Origin of the sequence: Nocardia rhizosphaerihabitans (assembly GCF_014646295.1) — a bacterium.
Taxonomy (GTDB): Bacteria; Actinomycetota; Actinomycetes; order Mycobacteriales; family Mycobacteriaceae; genus Nocardia; species Nocardia rhizosphaerihabitans.
This window is the reverse complement of the sequence record NZ_BMNE01000004.1, coordinates 489,547-508,987: the sequence shown is the minus strand read 5'-3', so window position 1 is coordinate 508,987 and position 19,441 is coordinate 489,547. Positions and strand designations below refer to the sequence as shown.

General features: G+C 70.1%; 11 protein-coding genes. 4 read left to right on the top strand and 7 right to left on the bottom strand.

The window, feature by feature from the left end:
* Nucleotides 1-40 precede the first annotated feature (40 nt).
* Genes IEY60_RS19825 through IEY60_RS19810 form a run of 4 tightly spaced genes read right to left on the bottom strand, consistent with a single transcriptional unit; the run spans nucleotide 41 to nucleotide 10,473 of the window.
* Nucleotides 41-5,149, bottom strand: a complete 5,109-nt coding sequence (locus tag IEY60_RS19825; RefSeq protein WP_189030404.1) for a non-ribosomal peptide synthetase — start codon at nucleotides 5,147-5,149, stop codon at nucleotides 41-43.
* A 14-nt stretch (nucleotides 5,150-5,163) separates the two neighbouring features.
* Nucleotides 5,164-8,409, bottom strand: a complete 3,246-nt coding sequence (gene nbtC / locus IEY60_RS19820; RefSeq protein WP_189030402.1) for a nocobactin polyketide synthase NbtC — start codon at nucleotides 8,407-8,409, stop codon at nucleotides 5,164-5,166.
* Nucleotides 8,402-9,724 carry a beta-ketoacyl [acyl carrier protein] synthase domain-containing protein gene (locus IEY60_RS19815; protein ID WP_189030400.1) on the bottom strand — a complete coding sequence of 441 codons (1,323 nt, stop codon included), beginning with the start codon at nucleotides 9,722-9,724 and terminating at the stop codon, nucleotides 8,402-8,404. Before IEY60_RS19815 ends, nbtC begins: the two co-directional genes overlap by 8 nt.
* On the bottom strand, nucleotides 9,721-10,473 hold the full coding sequence (locus IEY60_RS19810) for a thioesterase II family protein (protein ID WP_189030398.1): 753 nt from the start codon (nucleotides 10,471-10,473) through the stop codon (nucleotides 9,721-9,723). Before IEY60_RS19810 ends, IEY60_RS19815 begins: the two co-directional genes overlap by 4 nt.
* A 255-nt stretch (nucleotides 10,474-10,728) precedes the next feature.
* Here IEY60_RS19810 and IEY60_RS19805 point away from each other — a divergent pair, with 255 nt between their 5' ends.
* On the top strand, nucleotides 10,729-11,394 hold the full coding sequence (locus IEY60_RS19805) for a GNAT family N-acetyltransferase (RefSeq protein ID WP_189030396.1): 666 nt from the start codon (nucleotides 10,729-10,731) through the stop codon (nucleotides 11,392-11,394).
* Nucleotides 11,395-11,452: 58 nt separating this feature from the next.
* Here the strand turns inward: IEY60_RS19805 and IEY60_RS19800 are convergent, their stop codons facing one another.
* Nucleotides 11,453-12,769 (bottom strand): SidA/IucD/PvdA family monooxygenase, encoded by a 1,317-nt coding sequence (locus tag IEY60_RS19800; protein ID WP_189030394.1) that lies wholly within the window; start codon nucleotides 12,767-12,769, stop codon nucleotides 11,453-11,455.
* Nucleotides 12,770-12,901: 132 nt separating this feature from the next.
* On the opposite strand from IEY60_RS19800, the gene IEY60_RS19795 reads away from it, so the two are divergent.
* The 3 genes from IEY60_RS19795 to IEY60_RS19785 all read left to right on the top strand — a co-directional run bounded on the left by IEY60_RS19795 (nucleotide 12,902) and on the right by IEY60_RS19785 (nucleotide 15,597).
* A complete protein-coding gene (locus IEY60_RS19795) occupies nucleotides 12,902-13,609 on the top strand; it encodes a siderophore-interacting protein (protein WP_189030392.1) in 708 nt (235 codons plus the stop codon).
* Nucleotides 13,610-13,732: 123 nt separating this feature from the next.
* Nucleotides 13,733-15,091 carry an alpha/beta hydrolase family protein gene (locus IEY60_RS19790; protein WP_189030390.1) on the top strand — a complete coding sequence of 453 codons (1,359 nt, stop codon included), beginning with the start codon at nucleotides 13,733-13,735 and terminating at the stop codon, nucleotides 15,089-15,091.
* 86 nt (nucleotides 15,092-15,177) lie between these two features.
* Nucleotides 15,178-15,597: a TIGR03667 family PPOX class F420-dependent oxidoreductase gene (locus IEY60_RS19785; protein WP_189030388.1), complete on the top strand. Its 420-nt coding sequence runs from the start codon at nucleotides 15,178-15,180 to the stop codon at nucleotides 15,595-15,597.
* A gap of 56 nt (nucleotides 15,598-15,653) precedes the next feature.
* Here the strand turns inward: IEY60_RS19785 and IEY60_RS19780 are convergent, their stop codons facing one another.
* Complete coding sequence (locus tag IEY60_RS19780) at nucleotides 15,654-17,390, bottom strand: ABC transporter ATP-binding protein (RefSeq protein ID WP_189030386.1); 1,737 nt, start codon at nucleotides 17,388-17,390, stop codon at nucleotides 15,654-15,656.
* Nucleotides 17,387-19,228 (bottom strand): ABC transporter ATP-binding protein, encoded by a 1,842-nt coding sequence (locus tag IEY60_RS19775; RefSeq protein ID WP_189030384.1) that lies wholly within the window; start codon nucleotides 19,226-19,228, stop codon nucleotides 17,387-17,389. The genes IEY60_RS19780 and IEY60_RS19775 overlap by 4 nt, the downstream gene beginning before the upstream one ends.
* Nucleotides 19,229-19,441: the final 213 nt, after the last annotated feature.

The following is a 19,441-nucleotide window of genomic DNA, read 5'->3' as shown; positions in this document are numbered from 1 at the left end:
GCTGCGTCCTCTCCTGGCTGCGTGGTCGTGCTGTCCATGCTCATCCCTGTGCGGACCAGGCGGCTGTCAGCGCGGACAAGGCGTCGGCTTCCAGGCCCGATGCGCTCATCGGCGCATGCGAGACCTGTTCGGGCTCTTCGGCTAGCGGCTGCTCCGAGGCCGCGGCGGCATCGACCGCGGCGGCGAGTTCGGTGATCGTGGCGCACTCGAAGACCAGCTGCGGGGTCAGCGGCAGGCCGAGTTCCACGGCGCGGGCCGACCACTGGATGGAGATGACGCTGTCGCCGCCGAGGCCGAAGAAGTTGTCCTCACCGGTGACGTCGTCGATCTCGAGCAGCTCCTCGATCAGCGTGATCAGGATGCGCTCGGTGTCGGAGTCCGCCACCGCACCGGTGGCGACGGCGGTCGCGGTGACCGGCTCCGGGGCGGCGAGGAGTCGCTCGAGATCCGTCGCGGGCAGTACCCGCAGGTCGGCGACCGGCAGGTCCGGGGTCTCGGCGTAGGCGCGCAGGGTGGCGGCGAGCGCGTCGGCGATGAGTGCCGCGGTGGCCGGATCGTAGAGGTCGGCGTTGACGACGACGCGCACGTCCATGCCGCCGTCGGCGGTCACGTTCAGGCTCAGGTTCAGATCCAGGAAGGAGACGTCGAAGTCGGCGGGCAGCACCGTGACCGTCGACTCGCCCGAGGACGCGAACGGCAGTGTGGTGGGTGCCCAGTCGGCGCCGCGGAAGTGGATCATGCTCTGGAACAGCGGGTTCCGTGAGCGGGAACGGCGCGGGTTGAGCGCTTCGACGAGGCGTTCGACCGGCAGTTCCTGGTGCGCGTTCGCGTCGAGCACGACATCGCGGGCACCGATCACGGTGTCGCGCAGGGTCGGTGCGCCCGACAGGTCGTTGCGCAGCACCACCATGTTGGCGAACAGGCCGATCAGGTTCGTGGTCGCCGGATCGGTGCGGGCCGCCACCGGGGTGCCGAGAGTGATGTCGGTGCCGCCGCCGAGGGTGTGCAGCAGCGTGGCGACCGCGGCCTGGCAGACCATGAATTCGGTGGCGCCGCTGCGCATCGCGAGCGATTCGAGACCGGACCGCACGGTGGCGGGCAGCGAGAAGGTCACCACCTCGCCGCGCTTGCCGAGCACCGGCGGACGCGGACGGTCGTGGGCGACCGCGATCTCCTCGGGCACACCGGCCAGCTGGGTTCGCCAGAACTCGATCTGGGTCTGCGCGAACTCGCTCGGCTCGGCCTGGTCGAACAGCTCACGCTGCCACAGGGCGTAGTCGGCGAACTGGATCGGCAGCGGGCTCCAGCCCGGCGCGTCGCCCTGCTCGCTGCGCGCCCGGTAGGCGACGGTGAGATCGTCGAGCAGCACGCCGAAGGACGCGTGGTCGGCGACGATGTGGTGCACCAGCAGCGACAGGACGTGGGTGTCCGCGTCGAGCACCAGCAGTTCGGCGCGGATCAGCGGCTCGCCGTCGAGGGTGAAGGCGTAGTCGGCGATGGCCGCCAGTTCTGCGGTGAGCTCGCCGGGCGCGATCTCCCTGATGGGCAGCGGCACCGCGGTGGCGGGGTGCACGACCTGGTAGGGGACGCCGTCGTGCTCGGGGAAGGTGGTACGCAGGGATTCGTGCCTGGCGACGACGTCGTCGAGTGCCGAACGCAGCGCGGCGATGTCGAGCGCGCCGTCGAAACGCATGGCCAGCGGCAGGTTGCCGACCGAGCCTGCGCCTTCCATGCGGTACTGGAACCACATGGCCAGCTGCGAGTACGACAGCGGAATCCGCTCGCCGCGCGCGCGTCCGCCGATCACCGGGCGGCTCGACGGTGCGGAGACACCGGAGATGTCCACGGGAGCCGACTCGCCGTCAGCGCCCGCCGAGTCGGTGCCGGAGCTCGAGTCCGCGGCGGGTTCGTCGTCGAAGTCGGAGTCGACGGCATCGAGGTCGATGTCGAATTCGGCCAGGAAGCGGGCGACCAGGTCGGCGGCCAGTGCCGCGGGGGTCGGGCTGTCGAAGACGACGCGAACGTCCAGCTCGACGCCGAATTCCGCGCGCACCTGGGCGACCAGACGGGCGGCGAGCAGCGAGTGTCCGCCGAGTTCGAAGAACGAGTCCTCCGCACCGACCTCGTCGAGGTTGAACAGGGCGCCGAACAGGGCGCACACCTTGCGCTCGGTGGCCGTCGCCGGGGCGCGGTGGGTGCGCACCACAGCGGGGGTGGCCGCCGGCAGCGCGCGCTTGTCGAGCTTGCCGTTGACGGTCAGCGGGATCTCGGGGATCACCGCGAACGCGCTGGGCACCATGAACTCCGGCAGCGCGCCGGACGCGAAGGCGTGCACCTGCTCGAGGTCGACGGAGCCCTCGGCGGGCACCACGTAGGCGGCCAGCATCGCACCGATGGCGGGATCCTCGGTCACCACGACGACGCAGTGCGCGACGGCGGGATGCGCGGCGATCGCGGCCTCGACCTCGCCGAGTTCGATGCGGAAACCGCGCACCTTCACCTGCTCGTCGGCGCGGCCGACGAAGTCGAGCTCACCGAAGCTGTTGCGGCGCACCAGGTCACCGGAACGGTACAGGCGGGCGCCCGGGGTGAACGGGTCGGCGACGAAACGCTGGGCGCTCAGCGCGGGGCGGTCGAGGTAACCGCGGGCCAGCTGATCGCCGCCCAGGTACAGCTCGCCGACGACGCCGTCGGGCACCAGCTGCAGCGCCTCGTCGAGGACATAGGTGTAGACGTTGCGGTTGGGAATGCCGATCGGCACCACACCGGTGCCCTGCGGGCCCTCGACCGGCATGTGCGTCGAGCAGACCACGGCCTCGGTCGGGCCGTAGTGGTTGCGCAGTTCGGCCTCGAGCGTGTTGGCGAACCGGTCGGCGACCTCGCCGGGCAGCGCCTCGCCGCCGACGGGCACCTGACGCAGCGAACGCCATTCGCTGACCTCGGGCAGCAGCAGGAAGGTGCTGAGCATCGACGGCACCATGTGCAGGACCGTCACCTGGCGGCGGGTGATGAGGTCGGCGACGTAGCGGATGTCGCGGAAAGCGTTGGGCTTGGGCACGATCAGCTGCGCGCCGACCGTGAGGGTGATGGCGATGTCGACCAGCGAGGCGTCGAAACTCACCGACGAGGACTGCATCAGCCGGTCCTCGGCGGTCATGTTCCAGTCGGCGGTGAAGCAGACGATGTGTTCGGCGATCGCCGAGTGCGGCACCGGAACACCCTTGGGCTTGCCGGTGGAGCCGGAGGTGTAGATGACGTAGGCGAGGTTCGCGGGCAGCAGCGGGCGCAGCCGGTCCGCGTCCGTCGGCGCGGTCGCGGACAGCTCGGTCGCCGTCGACTCGGCGGCCGCCAATTCCACTGCGCCGAGCAGTAATCGGGGCTTCGCGTCCTCGACCAGGTACTCGATCCGGTCCTCGGGGTAGGCCGGGTCGATCGGCAGGTACGCGCCGCCCGCCTTCAGCACCGCGAGCACGGCGACGATGAACTCGACCGACGTGCCGAGGCGCAGGCCGACGATGTCCTCGGTGCCGATGCCCTGCCCGATCAGCCAGTGCGCCAACCGGTTCGCCCGCGCGTGCAGCGCGCCGTAGGTGAGTTCGATGTCGTCGGAGGCCAGTGCGACGGCGTCGGGGGTGGCGGCAGCGGCGGCCTCCAGCAGGGCGACGAGGGTGGTCGCGGGCTGGTCGACGAGCACGCCGTGCGAGCGCTCCAGCAACGCGGCGCGGTCGGCGGCGCCGAGCATGTCGAGGTCGCCGAGCCTGCGCCGCGGGTCGCGCAGCGCGGCGTCGAGGAGCTGGCCGAAGTGCACGAGCAGCTGATCGACGAGGGCTTCGGTGAGCACGTCGGTCTGGTATTCGGCCTCCACCACTGCGGTGCCGTCGTCCTCGAGGACGATGGCCAGGGCCAGCGGCACCTGCGCGCTCGCGGCGCCCAGGTCGAGCTGGGTGGAGGTGACGCCGTCGATGGCGAAACCGTCGGCGCTCTTGCGCACGCTGAAGCCGAGCCGGACCAGCTGGTCCATGCCGTCGCGACCGGCCACGCGATCCGGGTTCGCTTCGCGGACAACGCGATCGATGCCGACACCGCGTCGCGCGAAGGCGCCCGCGCAGGTGTCGCGCACGGCGGCGACGAGGTGGGCGAAGTCGTCGCGCGCGCCGAGGGTGGCACGCAGCAGCAGGGTGTTGCCGAAGTAGCCGATGAGCTGTTCGGTGCCCGCCGGGCGGTCGGTCACCGGGATGGAGACGAGGAAGTCCTCGGCGGCGGTGTAGCGGTGCACGAGGGCGTCGAAACCGGCCAGCAGCACCATGAACGGGGTCGCGGCCTGCTCGCGCGCGAACTGTTCGGTGCGGGTGACCAGGTCGGCCGGGAGGCGGTGGGTCCGGCGCTGGGCGGTGCGGCCGGGGTTGGCGGCGGCGGAGCCGGGCAGCTCGAGCGGCTCGGGCAGCGGGCGCAGGGCCTCACGCCAGTAGGCGACGTCGGCCTCGGCGGGCTCGGCGATGGGCGCGATCGCCGCGAACTGCACGGTGCCGGTCGGAGCGGGACCCGCGCTGCGATAGGCGGCGTTCAGTTCGGCGAAGAACACGGCCCAGGAGTCGTCGTCCCAGCAGATGTGGTGGATGGCGAACAGCACCACGTGCTCGTCGGCGCCGGTGCGGATCAGGGTGGCGCGCAGCGGCAGTTCGGTGCCGAGGGCGAAGGGGCGGCCGAACTCGCGCCGGGCCAGCACCTCCACCCGCAGGTCACGACCGGATTCGGCGAGGTCGGTCAGGTCGTGGGTCTGCCACTCGGCGCGCGCGTCGTCGGTGAACACCTGGAACGGCTCGCCGTCGGCGTCCGCGCCGTAGGTGCTGCGCAGGATGTCGTGGCGGGCCACGACCGTGTCGAAGGCGGCGTGCAGCCGGTCGGCGTCGAGCGGGCCGGTGAGCCGGTAGGCGACGCAGATGGTCAGGGCGGTGTCGTCGGCGTCGCGGGTCTGCAGGAACCACATGCGGCGCTGGCCCGGCGTGAGCGGACGCCGCTCCCCCGCCGCGATCCGCGGCACGGCGACGGGCTCGGGGGTGGCGGCGGCCATGCCGCTCGCGCGCAGCTTCTGCTGCAGCAGCAGCTTGCGGCGTTCCGCGACGGACAGGGTGGCTTCGGTGTCTGACATGTTCTTTCGGCCCCTCAGCCCTGGTTGGTGTTCTGTGCCATCAGCAGCACGACATCGTCGAGCGACGCGCCGCCGAGAATCGCCGCGACCGGCAGATCGCGATCCAGTTCCGCCTTGACCCGCTTGCGGAAGTCCAGGGCCTGCAACGAGTCGAGGCCGAGGGCGACCAACGGCATGGTGGCGTCGATGGATTCGGCGCTGTCGCCGCCGATCACCTTGAGCAGTTCGGTGCGCATGCGCAGGTCGAGCGGGGCGCTGTCGGCCGGTGCGCTCGGCGCGAGGCCGCTCACGGCCGGCGCATCGTCGGCGGTGGACTGCGGGCTCACGGCGCCGGAGGCCTTGGCGGCCGAACCCGCCTGCTGCGCAGGCGCACTGGATTCCAGACCGGTGAGCACGCTGTCCTGGCCGAAGGCGCCGAGCACCTCGCGCAGGAAGTCCCAGTCGGCGGCGATGATCATGCCGTCACGGACGGGCTCGGTGAGTCCGGCTTCGATCGCGTCGGCGGGCGCCATCGGATACACGCCCGCCTCTTCCACGCGGGCGAAACCGGCGTCGTCGAGCGGACCGGCCACGCTCCACAGGCCCCACTGCAAGCTGGCCGCGGCGATGCCACGGGCGCGCAGCCTGCGGGCGGCGATGTCGAGCATGCGGTTGGTCACCGCGTAGAGGATCTGGCCACGGCCGCCCACGGTCGCCGCCATGGACGAGCACAGCAGGACGCGCGCGTCGTCGGCCAGCGGTGCGGCGTCGACGAGGTTGTCCAGGCCGCGCAGTTTGGCGCTGGCGGCGGTGTGGACGTCAGCGGCGGTGATCTGGTCGAGTTCGGCGTCGACGTAGTTGACGGCGGCGTGGATGACCAGGTCGACCGGGCGATCGGCGATCTCGGCGCCGAAGGCGGCGGCCGCATCGGCATCGCTCACGTCGCAGGCCCGCACCACGATCTCGGTGCTGCCGAGACCACGCAGACGAGTCAGTTCGCCTGCCAGCGCCTCGGTTTCGCCGCTGCGGCTGAGCAGGGTGACGCGACCGGCGCCGGTCCGCGCGAGGTGGTCGGTGAAGCGCAGGCCCAGCTGGCCGGTGCCGCCGACGATCACCACATGATCGAGATCGGTTCCGAGCGAACCCGTTTCGACGGCGGTGTCAGGAACCAGGCGCTTCACGAACACCTTGCCCGACCGCAGCGCCAGCTCGGCCTCGCCGGTGGAGTGCACGGCGCCGACGATCTTGGCCGCCTGTGCGGACGCGGTTTCGTTCGCGGCGAGATCGAGATGCCGGAACATGATGCCGGGGTGTTCGATACCGATACTGCGGAATCCGGCGGTGACGCCCGACTGGAACAGCGCGGGAGCCGGATCGCCGTCGTGCACGGTCTCACCGCCGACGGTCAGCAGCCAGCACTCGCCGCCGGGGCGGAGCGCGGACAGCGCGGGGGCCCAAGCGCGTTCGGCGAAGAACTCGGTGAGCGCGTCGACGGCGGTGGCGCTGTCGTCGTCCGCGGTGGCGGGCAGCAGGATGACCACGGTGTCGGGAGCCGACCCGTCGCTCAGGGCGAAGGCCGGTGTGTCGCCGTCGGCGCCGGCGAGGTCGGCGAATCCGAGTACGCGCGCACCGGCACCGTGGCGGTCGGCGGCCGCGAGCAATGCGGTGGCGAGGTCTGCGCAGGCACCGGTGTGGTCGACGAGGAGCAGGTTGCGCGGTGGGGTCAGCGACCGGTGCTGCAGCGGGGTCCACTGTTCCACCAGCCGTTGCGGTTTCGGCGTGGTGACCACGAGTTCGGCCGGGGTCTCGTGTGCGCCGAGCGGCGCCCAGAGGCGCTTGGGCGCGGTAATCGTGTGCGGGAAATCGCGCAGCGGGAAGGTGACAGAGTCGTCGACACGCAGTGCGTCCCAGCGGTAGTCGGCGTGGAGAACGGCGACCTGAGCCAGATTGCGGGTGAACTCGGACAAGCCCTCCGCAGTGCGCAGCGAGGTGCCGAGCACGCGGAAGTCGCGCGGGGGCAGGCCAGGACGGTTCGGGACCAGACCCAGGTTCTCCTGCAGGGCCAGTTGCAGCACCGGGTGCTCGGCGACCTCGATCAGCAGGTCGACGCCGTCACTACCGGCGCTGACCACGGCCCGGTCGAACCGGACGCGGTTGCGCAGATTCCAGAACCAGTACTCCTCGTGGGTGAGGTCGGGCGTGATCGCCTCGCCGAGAGTTGCGCCATAGCAGGCGATCTCGGAATCGACGAAGTGGGTGCCGCTCATCTCGTCACCGAGGAAACCTTCGAAGTCGGCCCGCACCTCGGCGACGATCGAGGTGTGTGCCGGGTAGGCGACCCGGATCTCCCTGGCGAACTGGCCGCGTGCGGTGGCCGCGGCCACCAGGTCGACGACTGTGTCACGGTCGCCGGAGATGGCGAGAATGTGCGGCGAGTTGACGACCGCGAGTTCGGCCCAGCCCGAATGCCGAGCCATCAGCGCTTCCACACCCTCGCGGTCCATGCCGAACACCGCCATGGAGTAGCCGCGCGGCGAGAGCCGCTCGACCAGCCGGGCACGGTGAGTCACCGCGAGCACCGAATCACGCAGCGTCATCACGCCCGAGACCGCGCCCGCGGCGAGCTCGCCCTGGCTGTGACCGATGGTCGCGTGCGGGTCGACGCCTGCCGCGCGCCACAGGGCGGCGAGGCCGGTCATGTGGAACATCAAGGCGGGCTGAACTTCCCAGACGGTGTCCTCGAACCGGCCTTCGTTGCCGAGCAGGTAGTGCAGTGGCTGGGAGTGACCGAACCGCTCCTCGTGGAGGTCGGCGCATTCGTCGACGACGGCGCGGTAAGCGGCCGACTGCTCATAGAACAGCGCGCCCATGCCGGGGCGCTGGCTGCCTTGACCGGGGAAGACGAAGCCGATCTTGCGCGCGCTCGCCGCGGTGTCGGCCTGCACGACCAAGTCGTGATCGGCGCCGGTCGCGATCGCATCGAGGGCGGACAGCAGCTCGCTCGCCGCCTGTGTCCGCAGGACGGTCGGCTCACCTGCTCCTGCGGCGGTCAGGTGGTCGGCCGCGCCACCCGGCGCCGTCGTCGGAGCGGCCAGAATCAGCGCCCGGCGGCGGCGGGGTACGCGCGTGCGGAACAACATGTCCGCCAGCCGTTCCGCCGCGACCTCGGGGTGCGTTTCCAGGTAGCCGCGCAGGGCGGCGGCTTCGGCCCGGAGCCCGTCGACGCTGTCGGAGGACAGCAGAACGGGAACGGAGCCGTCGGGCAGACGGTACTCAGCCATGGTTGGTCTCCTCCAGCACCGGCAGGCCGACGATGGCGTGCGCATTGGTTCCCGCGACACCGAACGAGGACACCGCGGCATAGCGCAGGCCGTCCGCGCGCGGCGCCCAGTCGGTGAGTTCGGCGGCGAGCCGCAGACTGGTCGCGTCCCAGTCGATCTCGGTGTTCGGGGCATCGGCCCACAGGCTCGGCGCGATCACGCCGTTGGCGCCGCACAGCAGCACCTTGATCAGCCCGAGCATGCCCGAGGCCGCCTGGGCGTGGCCCGCGTTGGACTTCACCGAGCCGAGCAGCGGGCCGTCGTCGCCACGCTCCGGGTCGCCGTAAGTGGCTGCCAGCGCGGTCAATTCGAGCGGATCACCGACGGCGGTGCCGGTGCCGTGGCCTTCGATCAGGCCGATGTCGTTCGCGCTGATCCCGGCCGCGGCGACGGTGGCCTCGATGAGTCGCTGCTGCGCTGTCGCGCTTGGCACCGCGATCGGCGCGCCCGCGCCGTTGTGGTTGACCCGCGAACCGAGCAACTGCCCGTAGATCCGGTGCCCGAGCGCCTTCGCGCGCGATTCCCGTTCCAGCACGATGACGCCGGCGCCCTCACCCCACAGAGTGCCGGTCGGGTCGGCGGCGTAGGAACGGCAGTGGCCGTCGGTGGCCAGGGCGTTGTTCTTGGAGAACTCGTAGAACGCGCCGGGCGAGCCCATCACGCACACACCGCCCGCCAGCGCCCACTCGCACTCGCCCGCACGGATCGCCGAGGCGGCCTGGTGCACGGCGGTCAGCGACGAGGCGCACGCGGTGTCCACGCTGATCGACGGGCCGACCAGGCCGAGCCCGTGCGAGATGCGTCCGGCGACCGCGCCGAGCGCGGTGCCGGTGGCCCGGTAGCCGCTGTACTCGTTGACGCCCCCGACCCGCGGCCCGTACTCGACCGTCGAGACGCCCATCCACACACCGGCCGAATCACCGTCGAGCGCACCGGGATTGACGCCTGCGTGCTCGAGCGCGCGCCATGCCACCCGCATGGCCACCCGCTGCTGCGGATCCATGGCGACCGCTTCGCGCGGGGTGATGCCGAAGAACTGGGCGTCGAACTCGGTGGCGCCGTCGAGGAAGCCGCCCGCGTCGCGCACGGGGGCCCAGCCGTCGAGCCTGCCGAGGGCGAACAGCTCGTCGAGCGGCCACTCGCGATCGCGCGGGAACGGGCCGATCAGCTCGCGGCCGGTGGCCAGCGCCGACCAGAACTCGGGCAGGGTGTCGATGCCGCCGGGCGCCTCGATGCCCATGCCGACGATGACGATGGGATCGGTCACGGTGCTCATCGGGCGATCGCCTGACCGGCCAGTACCTCGGCGATGCCGTCGATGTTCTCGTCGATGTAGAAGTGGCCGCCCGCGAACAGGTTCACCTCGATCTCGGCGCTGGTGCTGGTCTCCCAGGCGTAGAGGTCACGCGGGCCGACGAACGGATCGTCGTCGCCGCCGAGGACCAGCAGGGGCGCGGCGACCTGCACGTCGGTGCCGCAGGAATAGGCGTCGAAGGCGCGGTAGTCGGCCTTGAGGACCGGCAGCGCCATCCGCATGACCTCGCGGCTGGCCATCACGTCGGCGCCGGTGCCGTTGAGGGCGGCCATGTGGTCGAGCAATTCCTCGTCCTCGGTGGGATGTCCGGGGAGCTCGGCGATCCGGTGCGGCGCGGCCGCCGCGGAGACCACCAGCAAACGCACGGGCAACCCGGTGGCTTCGGCCAGCCGGACGAATTCGAACGCGGCGATGGATCCCATGCTGTGGCCGAAGACGGTCAGCGGGGCGCCGGTGTTGTGGGCGGAGTCGCGGAAGGCTTCGAAGGCGCCCGCGGCGAGCTCGGGCAGCGTCTCGGCGGCGGCCTCACGCGCCCGGTCCTGACGGCCGGGGTACTGCATGATCACGGTGTCGAAATCCTGGCCCATACGCTTGGCGAACACCCGATATGCCGATGCGCCGGCGCCCGCGTGCGGGAAGACGATCAGCGGCGGTAGGGAATCGGTCCGGGGGGCCTGGAATTGCCTGATCCAGCCGAGTTCTCTTGCCATGTCGCTCTCCCTCACCGGCCGCGCAGGGTCGCGCCGCCGTTTCACACTGTCCAACTCCGTGCCGAGGCACGGACCGGCCCGGCACTGTCGTCCGGGACCGGGGCGAATCCTGTTGCACCCGAGACCGACCCGGTTCGGCCATGGACTGGCAACCACCGGGCGATCGGTCTGGCAACAGTAACACCCGGCCATTAGTATAGGCTAGCCTTACCAATCGAGGTGACCAAGGTAACGATTGAACGGAGCATTCAGCCGATGAACCCCGCCGGGACCCCCTACGTGCTGCCCCGCGAGCAGACCGATCTGCCCGCCGATGTGGCCGCGGCACCGGCGCCGGCGCTGCCCGTCTTCGCGGCGCCCTTCGCCCTGCGCGGAGCGGATCCGGACGGCACCGATCCCGCACTGCTCGCCGAGTGGATGGCCCGCCCGCACCTGCTCGAGTCGTGGGAACAGGACTGGGACGCCGACCGCCGCCGCGCCGATTTCCAGGCCCAGCTGGCCGGAACCTATTCGCGGCCATGCATTCTCAGCCTCGACTTCGCGGTGCTCGGTGAGCCGGAACTCGGCACCCGCGACATCGCCTATATCGAGTTCTATCGCGCCGCCAAGGACGAGATCGGCCACCTCTACGACTCGGCCCCCGGCGACATCGGCTTCCACATCGCCACCGCCGACCCGGCCGTGATCGGCAAGGGCATCATGACCGGCTGGATTGCCACGATGGTCACCGCGGTCTTCGCCGCCAATCCCGACTGCCGCCGCGTCATGGGCGATCCCGACCACCGCAACCAGGCCATCTGCCGCAGCCTCACCAAGGCGGGCTTCCATCGGGTCGACGAATTCGACGTGCGCCCCGACCGCCGCATCGCGCTCTACGCGGCGCCGCGCACCCCGGACGACATGCCGGTCGCCCGCGCCTGAGCCAGACGACGACGACAGCCCCGCACCTTCCGGCGCGGGGCTGTCGTCGTTCGATATCTCAGCGCGCGGCTAGGTGACTCGCAAGGGCGCGAGCCCTGGCGGGCTCGGTCCGCAGCACGCGGTCCGAGAGTTCGCCCAGGCAGCTGAGATTGGGGAAACCGGGGCCCTGGGCCATCGCGGCCATGTTCGGCAGGTACAGCTTGCCTGCCAGTCCGGTGACGGCCAGGTCGTAGCCGATCGAGGACTCGATGCGCTGCTGGGTCAGCGGGCCCCCCACCGCCAGCTCGAGCAGGTCGGCGGTCTGCTGGTCGAACATGTCCAGGAACCACAGCGGCTGACCGCCGGTGGCGTCGACGACCAGGTCGAAGTTGTGCACCTGGTCGGCACGCAGTTCGTTGGTCAGGGTCAGCGACAGCGACTCGCCCCGCGGCGCGATCTTGGTGACCCGGCCCTGCAGATGGTGCACCCGGTTGTCACCGAGCAGGCTCTCCTGCACGCGCACCGAGAACACACCACGGTCGGTGCGCCGGATGACGTCACGACGTTCCTGGATGCTCAGCGCGTTCCACTTCACCGGGTCGCTGAACAGCGAGTTCTCGAAGAAGCTTTCGCCGCGGGTGTAGAGCGTGGCCATCGGCGAGATCACCGAGATGGTGAGCATCTCGTGGCGGACCAGCTCGTCCAGCGCCGAGCCCGCGGTCTCGCCGCCGCCGATCACCGCGGCGCGGGAGGCGACCGGCAGGCTGCGCTTGCCCGCGAGGTCCCAGAATTCGGCGATGCTGAGCACGCGGGGGTGTTCGGCGAGCGCGCGGCTGCTACGGCCGGGGCCGGTGATCATCAGGCCGTCGGCGGTGAGCTCGGTGCGGTTGCCATCGGCGTCGACGACGCCGACCTGCCACTGGTCACCGACGGCGTTGCCGCCGTGGCGAATCCGCTCGACCCGGCCGAGCACGAGCTCGAGGTCGATGGACTTCGCGACCCACTGCAGGTACTTGGCCCACACGTGGTGCTGCGGGCTCGGCCTGCCGCGGTCGATCCACTCGGCGTAGGTGCCGTGCTCGATCAGGAACGAGGTCCAGCTGAACGCGGACATCGCCTGGTCGATGTCGCGGTTGCGGCCGCGTGCCCAGGTGGAGTGGTACGGGAAGCCGATGTCCTTCTCGGGGCTGGTGCCGAGCCGGTGCTGGCCGTCGGTCCAGCCGCCGCTGGGCAGCCAGTTGCCGCCGACCGCGTGCGACTCGACGACGACAACGCGTGGCGCGGGCAGGCCGAGGGTGCGCAGGACGTGCGATTTCGCTGCCACCGCAAGGGCTTTCGGCCCCGCGCCGACTACCAGGAGGGTTTCCACCGGTTCGTTCTCCACTCTCTCACGCATGTCGCGCCGGGGTCGCTCACAGGGCGATCGCCCGGACACGGTCCCCATATTTGCATAGGCTTACCTTATTTGACCAACGCGGCTCAGTGCGCCCATGCAGACAAACAAGTGACCTTAGGCTAACCTAACGCTATGGGTAAGGGATTGAACGGCCTGATCACGAAGGCCTGGGGCGGCGCCGACTACAAGCTGACGGTGACATCCAACGAGCAGATCACCGACAAGTTCGTGCGGATCGGCTTCACCATGGGCGGACTGCTCGCCGACCATCCGGTGCACCCCACCCAGTGGGTCCGCCTGTGGATCCCGGACGCCGAGACCGACAAGCTGCACCACCGCGGCTACACCCTCGTCGACCAGAACCCCGAAGCCGACACCGCCAGCATCGACTTCGCGCTGCACAACGGCCCGGCCGCCGACTGGGCCCGTCGCGCCGAGCCGGGCGATCTGCTCGACGTCACGGTCCTCGGCTCGGACTTCCAGCTGCCGGAACAGACTCCCGGCGAGTACGTCGTCTTCGGCGACACCGCCTCGCTGCCCGCCATCAACTCGCTGCTCGACGCCATCGGCGATACCCCGGCGCGGGTCTGGCTGGAATGGCAGTACGAGTCCGACCAGACCATCCCGGTGCACAACAAGCCGCACCACCAGGTCACCTGGCTGCAGCGCGTCGACGACGGCCGCCTGCTGCGCGAGGCCGCGCAGGAGATGAACTGCGCCGCGGACGCGTTCGCGTGGGTCGCCTGCTGCGGGCAGACCACCCGCTCGATCGTGAAGACCCTCAAGGGCCAGCACGCGCTACCCAAGACCGCGATCAAGTCGCAGGCCTACTGGAAGTGAGCTCGGGGTACTCCCCAGGCTGACCGCGATCGGTCCTCACGGCTGATGCGGGCGTAGTCGATACTGCGGCAAGCTGATCGGGCAAGTCGGGAATCCCGAGCCGAACAGTCGAATCGAGCGCCCGTGTCTGTCATCGATGCCGTATTGCTGGTTTCCACCGTGGCGCTCGCGATCGCCCTGGTCGCGGCGCCCCGGATCGGCAGGCGGGTGGCACCGTTCGCTCTGCCGGTGCTGATCATCGGCAGTCTGCTGCTGTGGGTGCTCGAAGGCAATTGGCACTGGTGGCCGCTCTACGCGCTGATCGTGCTGATGTTCGCGTTCGTGGTGACCGATACCGCCGGGACGCGCCGCCGGGCGTGGTTCCGCGCCGGGATCGGCGTGCTCGCCGTGGTGTCGATCCTGCCGTGGGCGGTTCCGCCCTCCCCGGAACTGCCCGAACCCACCGGGCCCTACGCGGTCGGGTCGGAGATCTTCCGGTGGGTCGACGAGCAGCGGCCCGAGCCCGCGACCGCGGCCGATGATCGGCGCAATGTCGTTGTCCAGGCGTGGTATCCGACCGAGATCGAGTCCGGCCGGCAGTGGGTGTACCTCGACGGACAGGACCAGCTGCCGTCGCGGGTGTCCGCGATTCCGGGCTTCTTGCTGTCGGACCTCAGCATCGACACCAACGCGACGGCCGATGTTCCGGTGTCGCCGGACAGGGACCGCTGGCCGGTGGTGCTGTTCTCCCCCGGCTACGGCGCGCCGCGCGCCTTCTACTCCGGACTGATCGCCGACCTGGCCAGCCGCGGTTTCATCGTCCTCGCCGTCGACCATCCCTATGAGTCGGCCGTGACCGAGCTCGCCGACGGCACCATCGCCACGACCGTCGAGAACATCGCCGCCGACGACCCCGACGCCCTCCGACTCATAACCGAACGGCTCGAAACCCGCACGGCCGATTTGCGATTCGTCCTCGATCAGTTGGCCCGCCCGGAAACCCTCGGACCGCTCGAGAACAGGGTCGACTCCGCGCATCTCACCGTGATCGGACATTCCCTCGGCGGCGCCGCCGCATTGGCTGCCCTGTCCGCCGACCAACGATTCACCGCCGCGGCCAATCTCGACGGCACCCTCTACGGCGACCTCCCCGAGCGCGCGCTGAACCGGCCGGTCCTGTTGCTGGAGAGCGATCATGGCGAGACCGGCCACTCCCAGCGCTACCTCGACGGGAATCGCAGTCTGCTGGAACGGTTGCAGGCAACCGGTTTCCGGTACGAGTTCAGCAAGGCCAACCATTACAGCTTCACCGATGTGCCCCAATTCCTGGCCGCGCCAGTGCGTTTCGTGGTCACCCGGCTGGTCGGCGGGTCGAGGGGCGCAGCGAACACACAACGCGCCACCAACGACATCCTGACGCCGTTCCTGCTGGGCCGACACGGTGAGGTGGACCGTGCCGCCACCGGCCATTCCGGGGTCACGGGCGGCCCGCTGCGACGCTAGCGAGGCGGGTGGCGCGCAGGGGTGATTTCGGTCATGGTGGACGGCGGAACGCAGTACGGAAACCACCACTCGCGAGGAGTACGCCCGTGTCCGTTCTCGATGAAAGCACACCCTTCGGTGCCGCGGTCGCCAAGCGGCTGGCCGACGAGCACGTCATCTGGCTGACCACGATCGGCGCGGGCGATACACCGCAGCCGAATCCCGTGTGGTTCCTGTGGCAGGACGGAACCTTCCTGATCTATACCGAGTCGACGGCGAAGCGATTGCGGCATCTCGCGCGCAACCCGCGGGTCTCGCTGAACTTCAACAGCACCGCCTCCGGTGGCGAGGTGGTCGTGTTCACCGGCACGGCCCGGATCGGCGAGGCGGTGAGCGAGGACGTGGTCGCCGACTATTCGCGCAAGTACACCCAGGGCTTCGCCGAGATCAAGATGTCGGAGGCCGAGTTCTACAAGACCTACTCGGTCACGATCCACATCACCCCGGATCGCCTGCGCGGCTTCTGATTACATGAAACAGGGCCGCCTCGCCGTGTCGGCGAGGCGGCCCTGTTCGTCGCGGATCAGGCGGAGACGGGCTCGAGCCGCCAGCCGGTCGCGCGCTCGCGTTCGTTCCAGAACGCGGCGTAGCGGCCGTCGAGATCCAGCAGTTCCTGATGGGTGCCGCGTTCGGCGATGCGGCCGTTGTCGAGGAACAGGATCTGGTCGGCGTGGGCGATGGTGGACAGCCGATGAGCGACCACCAGCACCGTCTTGTCCCTGGTCAGTTCGTGGATGCCACGAACAACCACGGCCTCGCTGTGCGGGTCGAGCGCGCTGGTCGCCTCGTCGAGCAGGACGATCGGGGCGTCCTTGAGCAGGGCACGGGCAATCGACACGCGCTGGCGTTCACCGCCGGACAGCGACGCGCCGCCCTCGCCGACCGTGGTGTCGAAACCGTCGGGCAGCCGGTCGACGATCTCGTCGACCCTGGCGGCGACGGCCGCGCGGTCGAGTTCGGCGTCGGTGGCGTCGGGCTTGCCGATGCGGATGTTGTCGGCGACCGAGCGGTTGAACAGATAGACGTTCTGGAAGACCAGCGAGAGCTGGTCGAGCAGGGTGTCCGAAGGCTGTTCGCGCACATCGTGTTCGCCGACCGAGACCGCGCCGGAGTCCACGTCGTAGAAGCGGGCGGCCAGCCGCAGCAGGGTGGTCTTGCCCGCACCGCTGGGGCCGACGATGGCCGTGGTGGTGCCCGCCGGGACGGTGAAGGTCAGGTCCGACAGCACGGGTTCGCCGGGGCGGTAGCCGAAGCTCACCTCGTCGAAGACCACGGCGGGCGCACCGGGCGTCACCGGTTCGGTGGGCGTCGGCAGCGGCTTCTCCGCGAGCAGATCGGTGATCCGGTCGGCGGCCGCGGCGGCCGAGCGCAGGGCCGCGCCGAGCTGGGCGGCCTGGTTCACCGGCTCGATGAAGCGCGAGCTGACCGCGATCAGCGCGATCGCCGCGGCGGCCGAGATCGCGCCGTCGGTCACCTGGACCACCGCGATGTAGGCCAGCACCAGGAACACCGCCTGGACGAACAGCGCGAAGACGATCAGACCGGGCACGGTCGCGACCATCATCTTCCGCACCGCCGAACGTTGACCGACCAGCGCGGCGTCCAGCGCCTTGTTGCCGGCGCCGACCGCACCGAACGCGCGCAGCACCGGCTGCGCCTGCGCGAATTCCACCACCCGCGAATCGGCTTCGGCCGCGGCGGTGTGCAACCGCGCGTCGGCGCCGGTGTAGGCGCGGTTGGCGAGATTGTTGACCAGGTAGAGCACCGGCGCGGCGAGCAGCATGGCCAGCCCGATCCGCCAGTCGATGAACAGCATCCCGATCGCGACGACCAGCGGCACGATGATGCCGGTGAGCACCTTGGTGAGCAGGTAGGCGATCAGGCCCTGCATCTCGCGGACCTGCTCGACCATGACCCGCGAGAGCGGGCCTGCGTCGCGGTCCTCGAACCAGCCCAGCGGCAACGCGTTCAGCTGGTCGCCGAGGCGAGTTTGCAGGCCACGCTGCATGCCGAGACCGATCCGCAGGCCGATGACGGCCTGCAGGTAACCGAAGACGACCACACCGGCCACGGCCACGGCCATGCCGAGCGCCCACAGCCAGGCGCCGCTCAGGTCGTCACCGAACAGCGCTTCCAGCACCGGAACCAGCAGTAGATACGCGATGGCCTGGCACAGCGCCTGCACCACGATGGCGGCGAGCAAGCGCGGGATCAGCGGAGCGAACTCCGCGGGAACGAGGCGGAAAACCTTGCGAATCATCGTGTTTCCTCCACCAGGGCGAGCGTGCCGAGCGCGGCCTCGTTGATCTCCCACAGCCGCTGATACAGCCCACCGGCGGCGCGCAACTCGGTGTGCGTGCCCTGTTCGACGAGCGTTCCGTTCTCCAGCACCAGGATTCGGTCGACGCCGGTGATGGTGTGCAGCCGGTGCGCGATCACCAGCACGGTGCGGCCGGCGACGAGCGCGGCCAGCGCGTCCTGGACCGCGGCCTCGGATTCGGGGTCGGCGAAGGCGGTGGCCTCGTCGAGGACGAGCACCGGGGTGTCGGCCAGCAGCGCGCGGGCGATCGAGAGGCGCTGCGCCTCACCGCCGGACAGCGAGGCGTCGACGCCGATCTCGGAGTCGTAGCCGCGCGGCAGCGCCATGATCCGGTCGTGGATCTGGGCGGCCCTGCTCGCCCGTTCGATGGCGGCGTCGTCGGCGTCCGGGCGCGCGAGCAGCAGGTTCTCCCGGATCGAGCCGCGGATCAGGCGCACATCCTGGAACACGAAACCGACGGTGCGGTAGAGATCTTCGCTGGTGAACTCGCGAATATCGCGGCCGTCGATGGTGATCCGGCCCGCGCCGACGTCGTAGAAGCGGGGCAGCAGTTTGGCCAGGGTGGACTTGCCGGAGCCGCTCGGGCCGACCAGCGCGGTGATGGTGCCGGGGTGCAGTTCGAGATCGACGCCGCGCAGCACGTCATGGCCGGTGCGGTAGGCGAATTCGACGCCGTCGAAGCGGACGACACCCGCCTGGCTCGCCGGGCCGGTGCTCGTCGTCGGCGCGGTATCCAGCTCCGGGGTCTGCTGCAGTTCGTGCAGGCGCAGCGCCGCGGCGCCGCCGGCCCGCAGCGCCTGCGAACCGTAGCCGAGGCCGAGCAGCGAGCTGCCGATACCCAGGCCGACCAGCAGGAACGGCAGCAGGTCGAGGGGGTTCACCCAGTCGAGGCCGACGAAGGCGAGCCCGCCGACGACCACGATCAGCATCACGAAGACCGGCATGACCACGATGTCTGAGGCCGACTGCACGCGGATGATCGGCATCTTCATCCGACGCGCCGCCTGCACCTGACCGTCGACCGCGCTCTGGAACTCGGTGTGCGCCTTGCCCGCCTGGCCGAACGCCCGCACGACCTGGATGCCGTCGACGAATTCGATGGTGGCCTCGGAGGTGCGTCTTTCCCAGCGGGTGTAGACGGCGAGGCGGTCGCGGCCGTCGCGGTCCATGATCTTGCCGAACAGGACGAAGTAGGCGATCAGCGGGATCAGCAGCACCAGGGTGAGCCGCCAGTCGAGGGTGAACAGGTAAGCGAGGGTGACCAGCGGGACCACCAGCGCGCCGACGAACTCCAGCCGGGCGTGGGCGACGAGGTAGTGCAGTGCCTCCACGTCGTCGCGCAGGTAGGTCTTGACCTCGCCGGAGCTGCGTTCGCCGAACCAGCCCAGCGGCACCCGGGTGAGTTTGTCCGCGAGCAGCCTGCGCAGGGTCAGCTGGTAGCCGGCGTCGACTGCGTGCGACCAGGTCAGCGCCACCGCCTGCAGCAGGGCGCGCACGATCAGCACCACCACGGCCGCGCCGAACAGCCACCACACCCGCTCGGTGTCGACCGGGGATTCCGACAGCTCCCGGCAGGCGGCCACGATCAGCAGGAACGGCACGACGGTGCAGACCGAGGCGACGGCGACGAGCAGGCTCGCCACCGTCAGCATCCCCGACACCGGTGCCAGAATCTCCTTGCGCGCCTGCGCTTCCTGTTGCTTCTGCGCTTTCGCGACCGCCTTGGGTGGCCGGTTGCCCGACTCCGCCCCCGGCGGCGGCGCTACCTGCACCGTCATAACTTCTCGCCCTCTCGACCTGTCCACGGCAAACGTGCCAAGGGTAGGTTAGCCTAAGTTGAGCGGTCGTGGCCGACCGGGGAAGCTTGCGTGAACTGCCAGTCAACCCCCTCGGCAATTCGACATTCCGGGCGTAATTTCCTCCCTACCTCTAAATCTCTGAGCGCGGCGGGAGAGCGAAAATGTTTGTCACGTCAATAATTTCGGCGATTG

Coding starts and splice junctions, on each gene's coding strand:
- IEY60_RS19825 (WP_189030404.1), bottom strand. CDS start 5,149: ATGTCAGACACCGAAGCCACCCTGTCCGTCGCGGAACGCCGCAAGCTG.
- nbtC (WP_189030402.1), bottom strand. CDS start 8,409: ATGGCTGAGTACCGTCTGCCCGACGGCTCCGTTCCCGTTCTGCTGTCC.
- IEY60_RS19815 (WP_189030400.1), bottom strand. CDS start 9,724: ATGAGCACCGTGACCGATCCCATCGTCATCGTCGGCATGGGCATCGAG.
- IEY60_RS19810 (WP_189030398.1), bottom strand. CDS start 10,473: ATGGCAAGAGAACTCGGCTGGATCAGGCAATTCCAGGCCCCCCGGACC.
- IEY60_RS19805 (WP_189030396.1), top strand. CDS start 10,729: ATGAACCCCGCCGGGACCCCCTACGTGCTGCCCCGCGAGCAGACCGAT.
- IEY60_RS19800 (WP_189030394.1), bottom strand. CDS start 12,769: ATGCGTGAGAGAGTGGAGAACGAACCGGTGGAAACCCTCCTGGTAGTC.
- IEY60_RS19795 (WP_189030392.1), top strand. CDS start 12,902: ATGGGTAAGGGATTGAACGGCCTGATCACGAAGGCCTGGGGCGGCGCC.
- IEY60_RS19780 (WP_189030386.1), bottom strand. CDS start 17,390: ATGATTCGCAAGGTTTTCCGCCTCGTTCCCGCGGAGTTCGCTCCGCTG.
- IEY60_RS19775 (WP_189030384.1), bottom strand. CDS start 19,228: ATGACGGTGCAGGTAGCGCCGCCGCCGGGGGCGGAGTCGGGCAACCGG.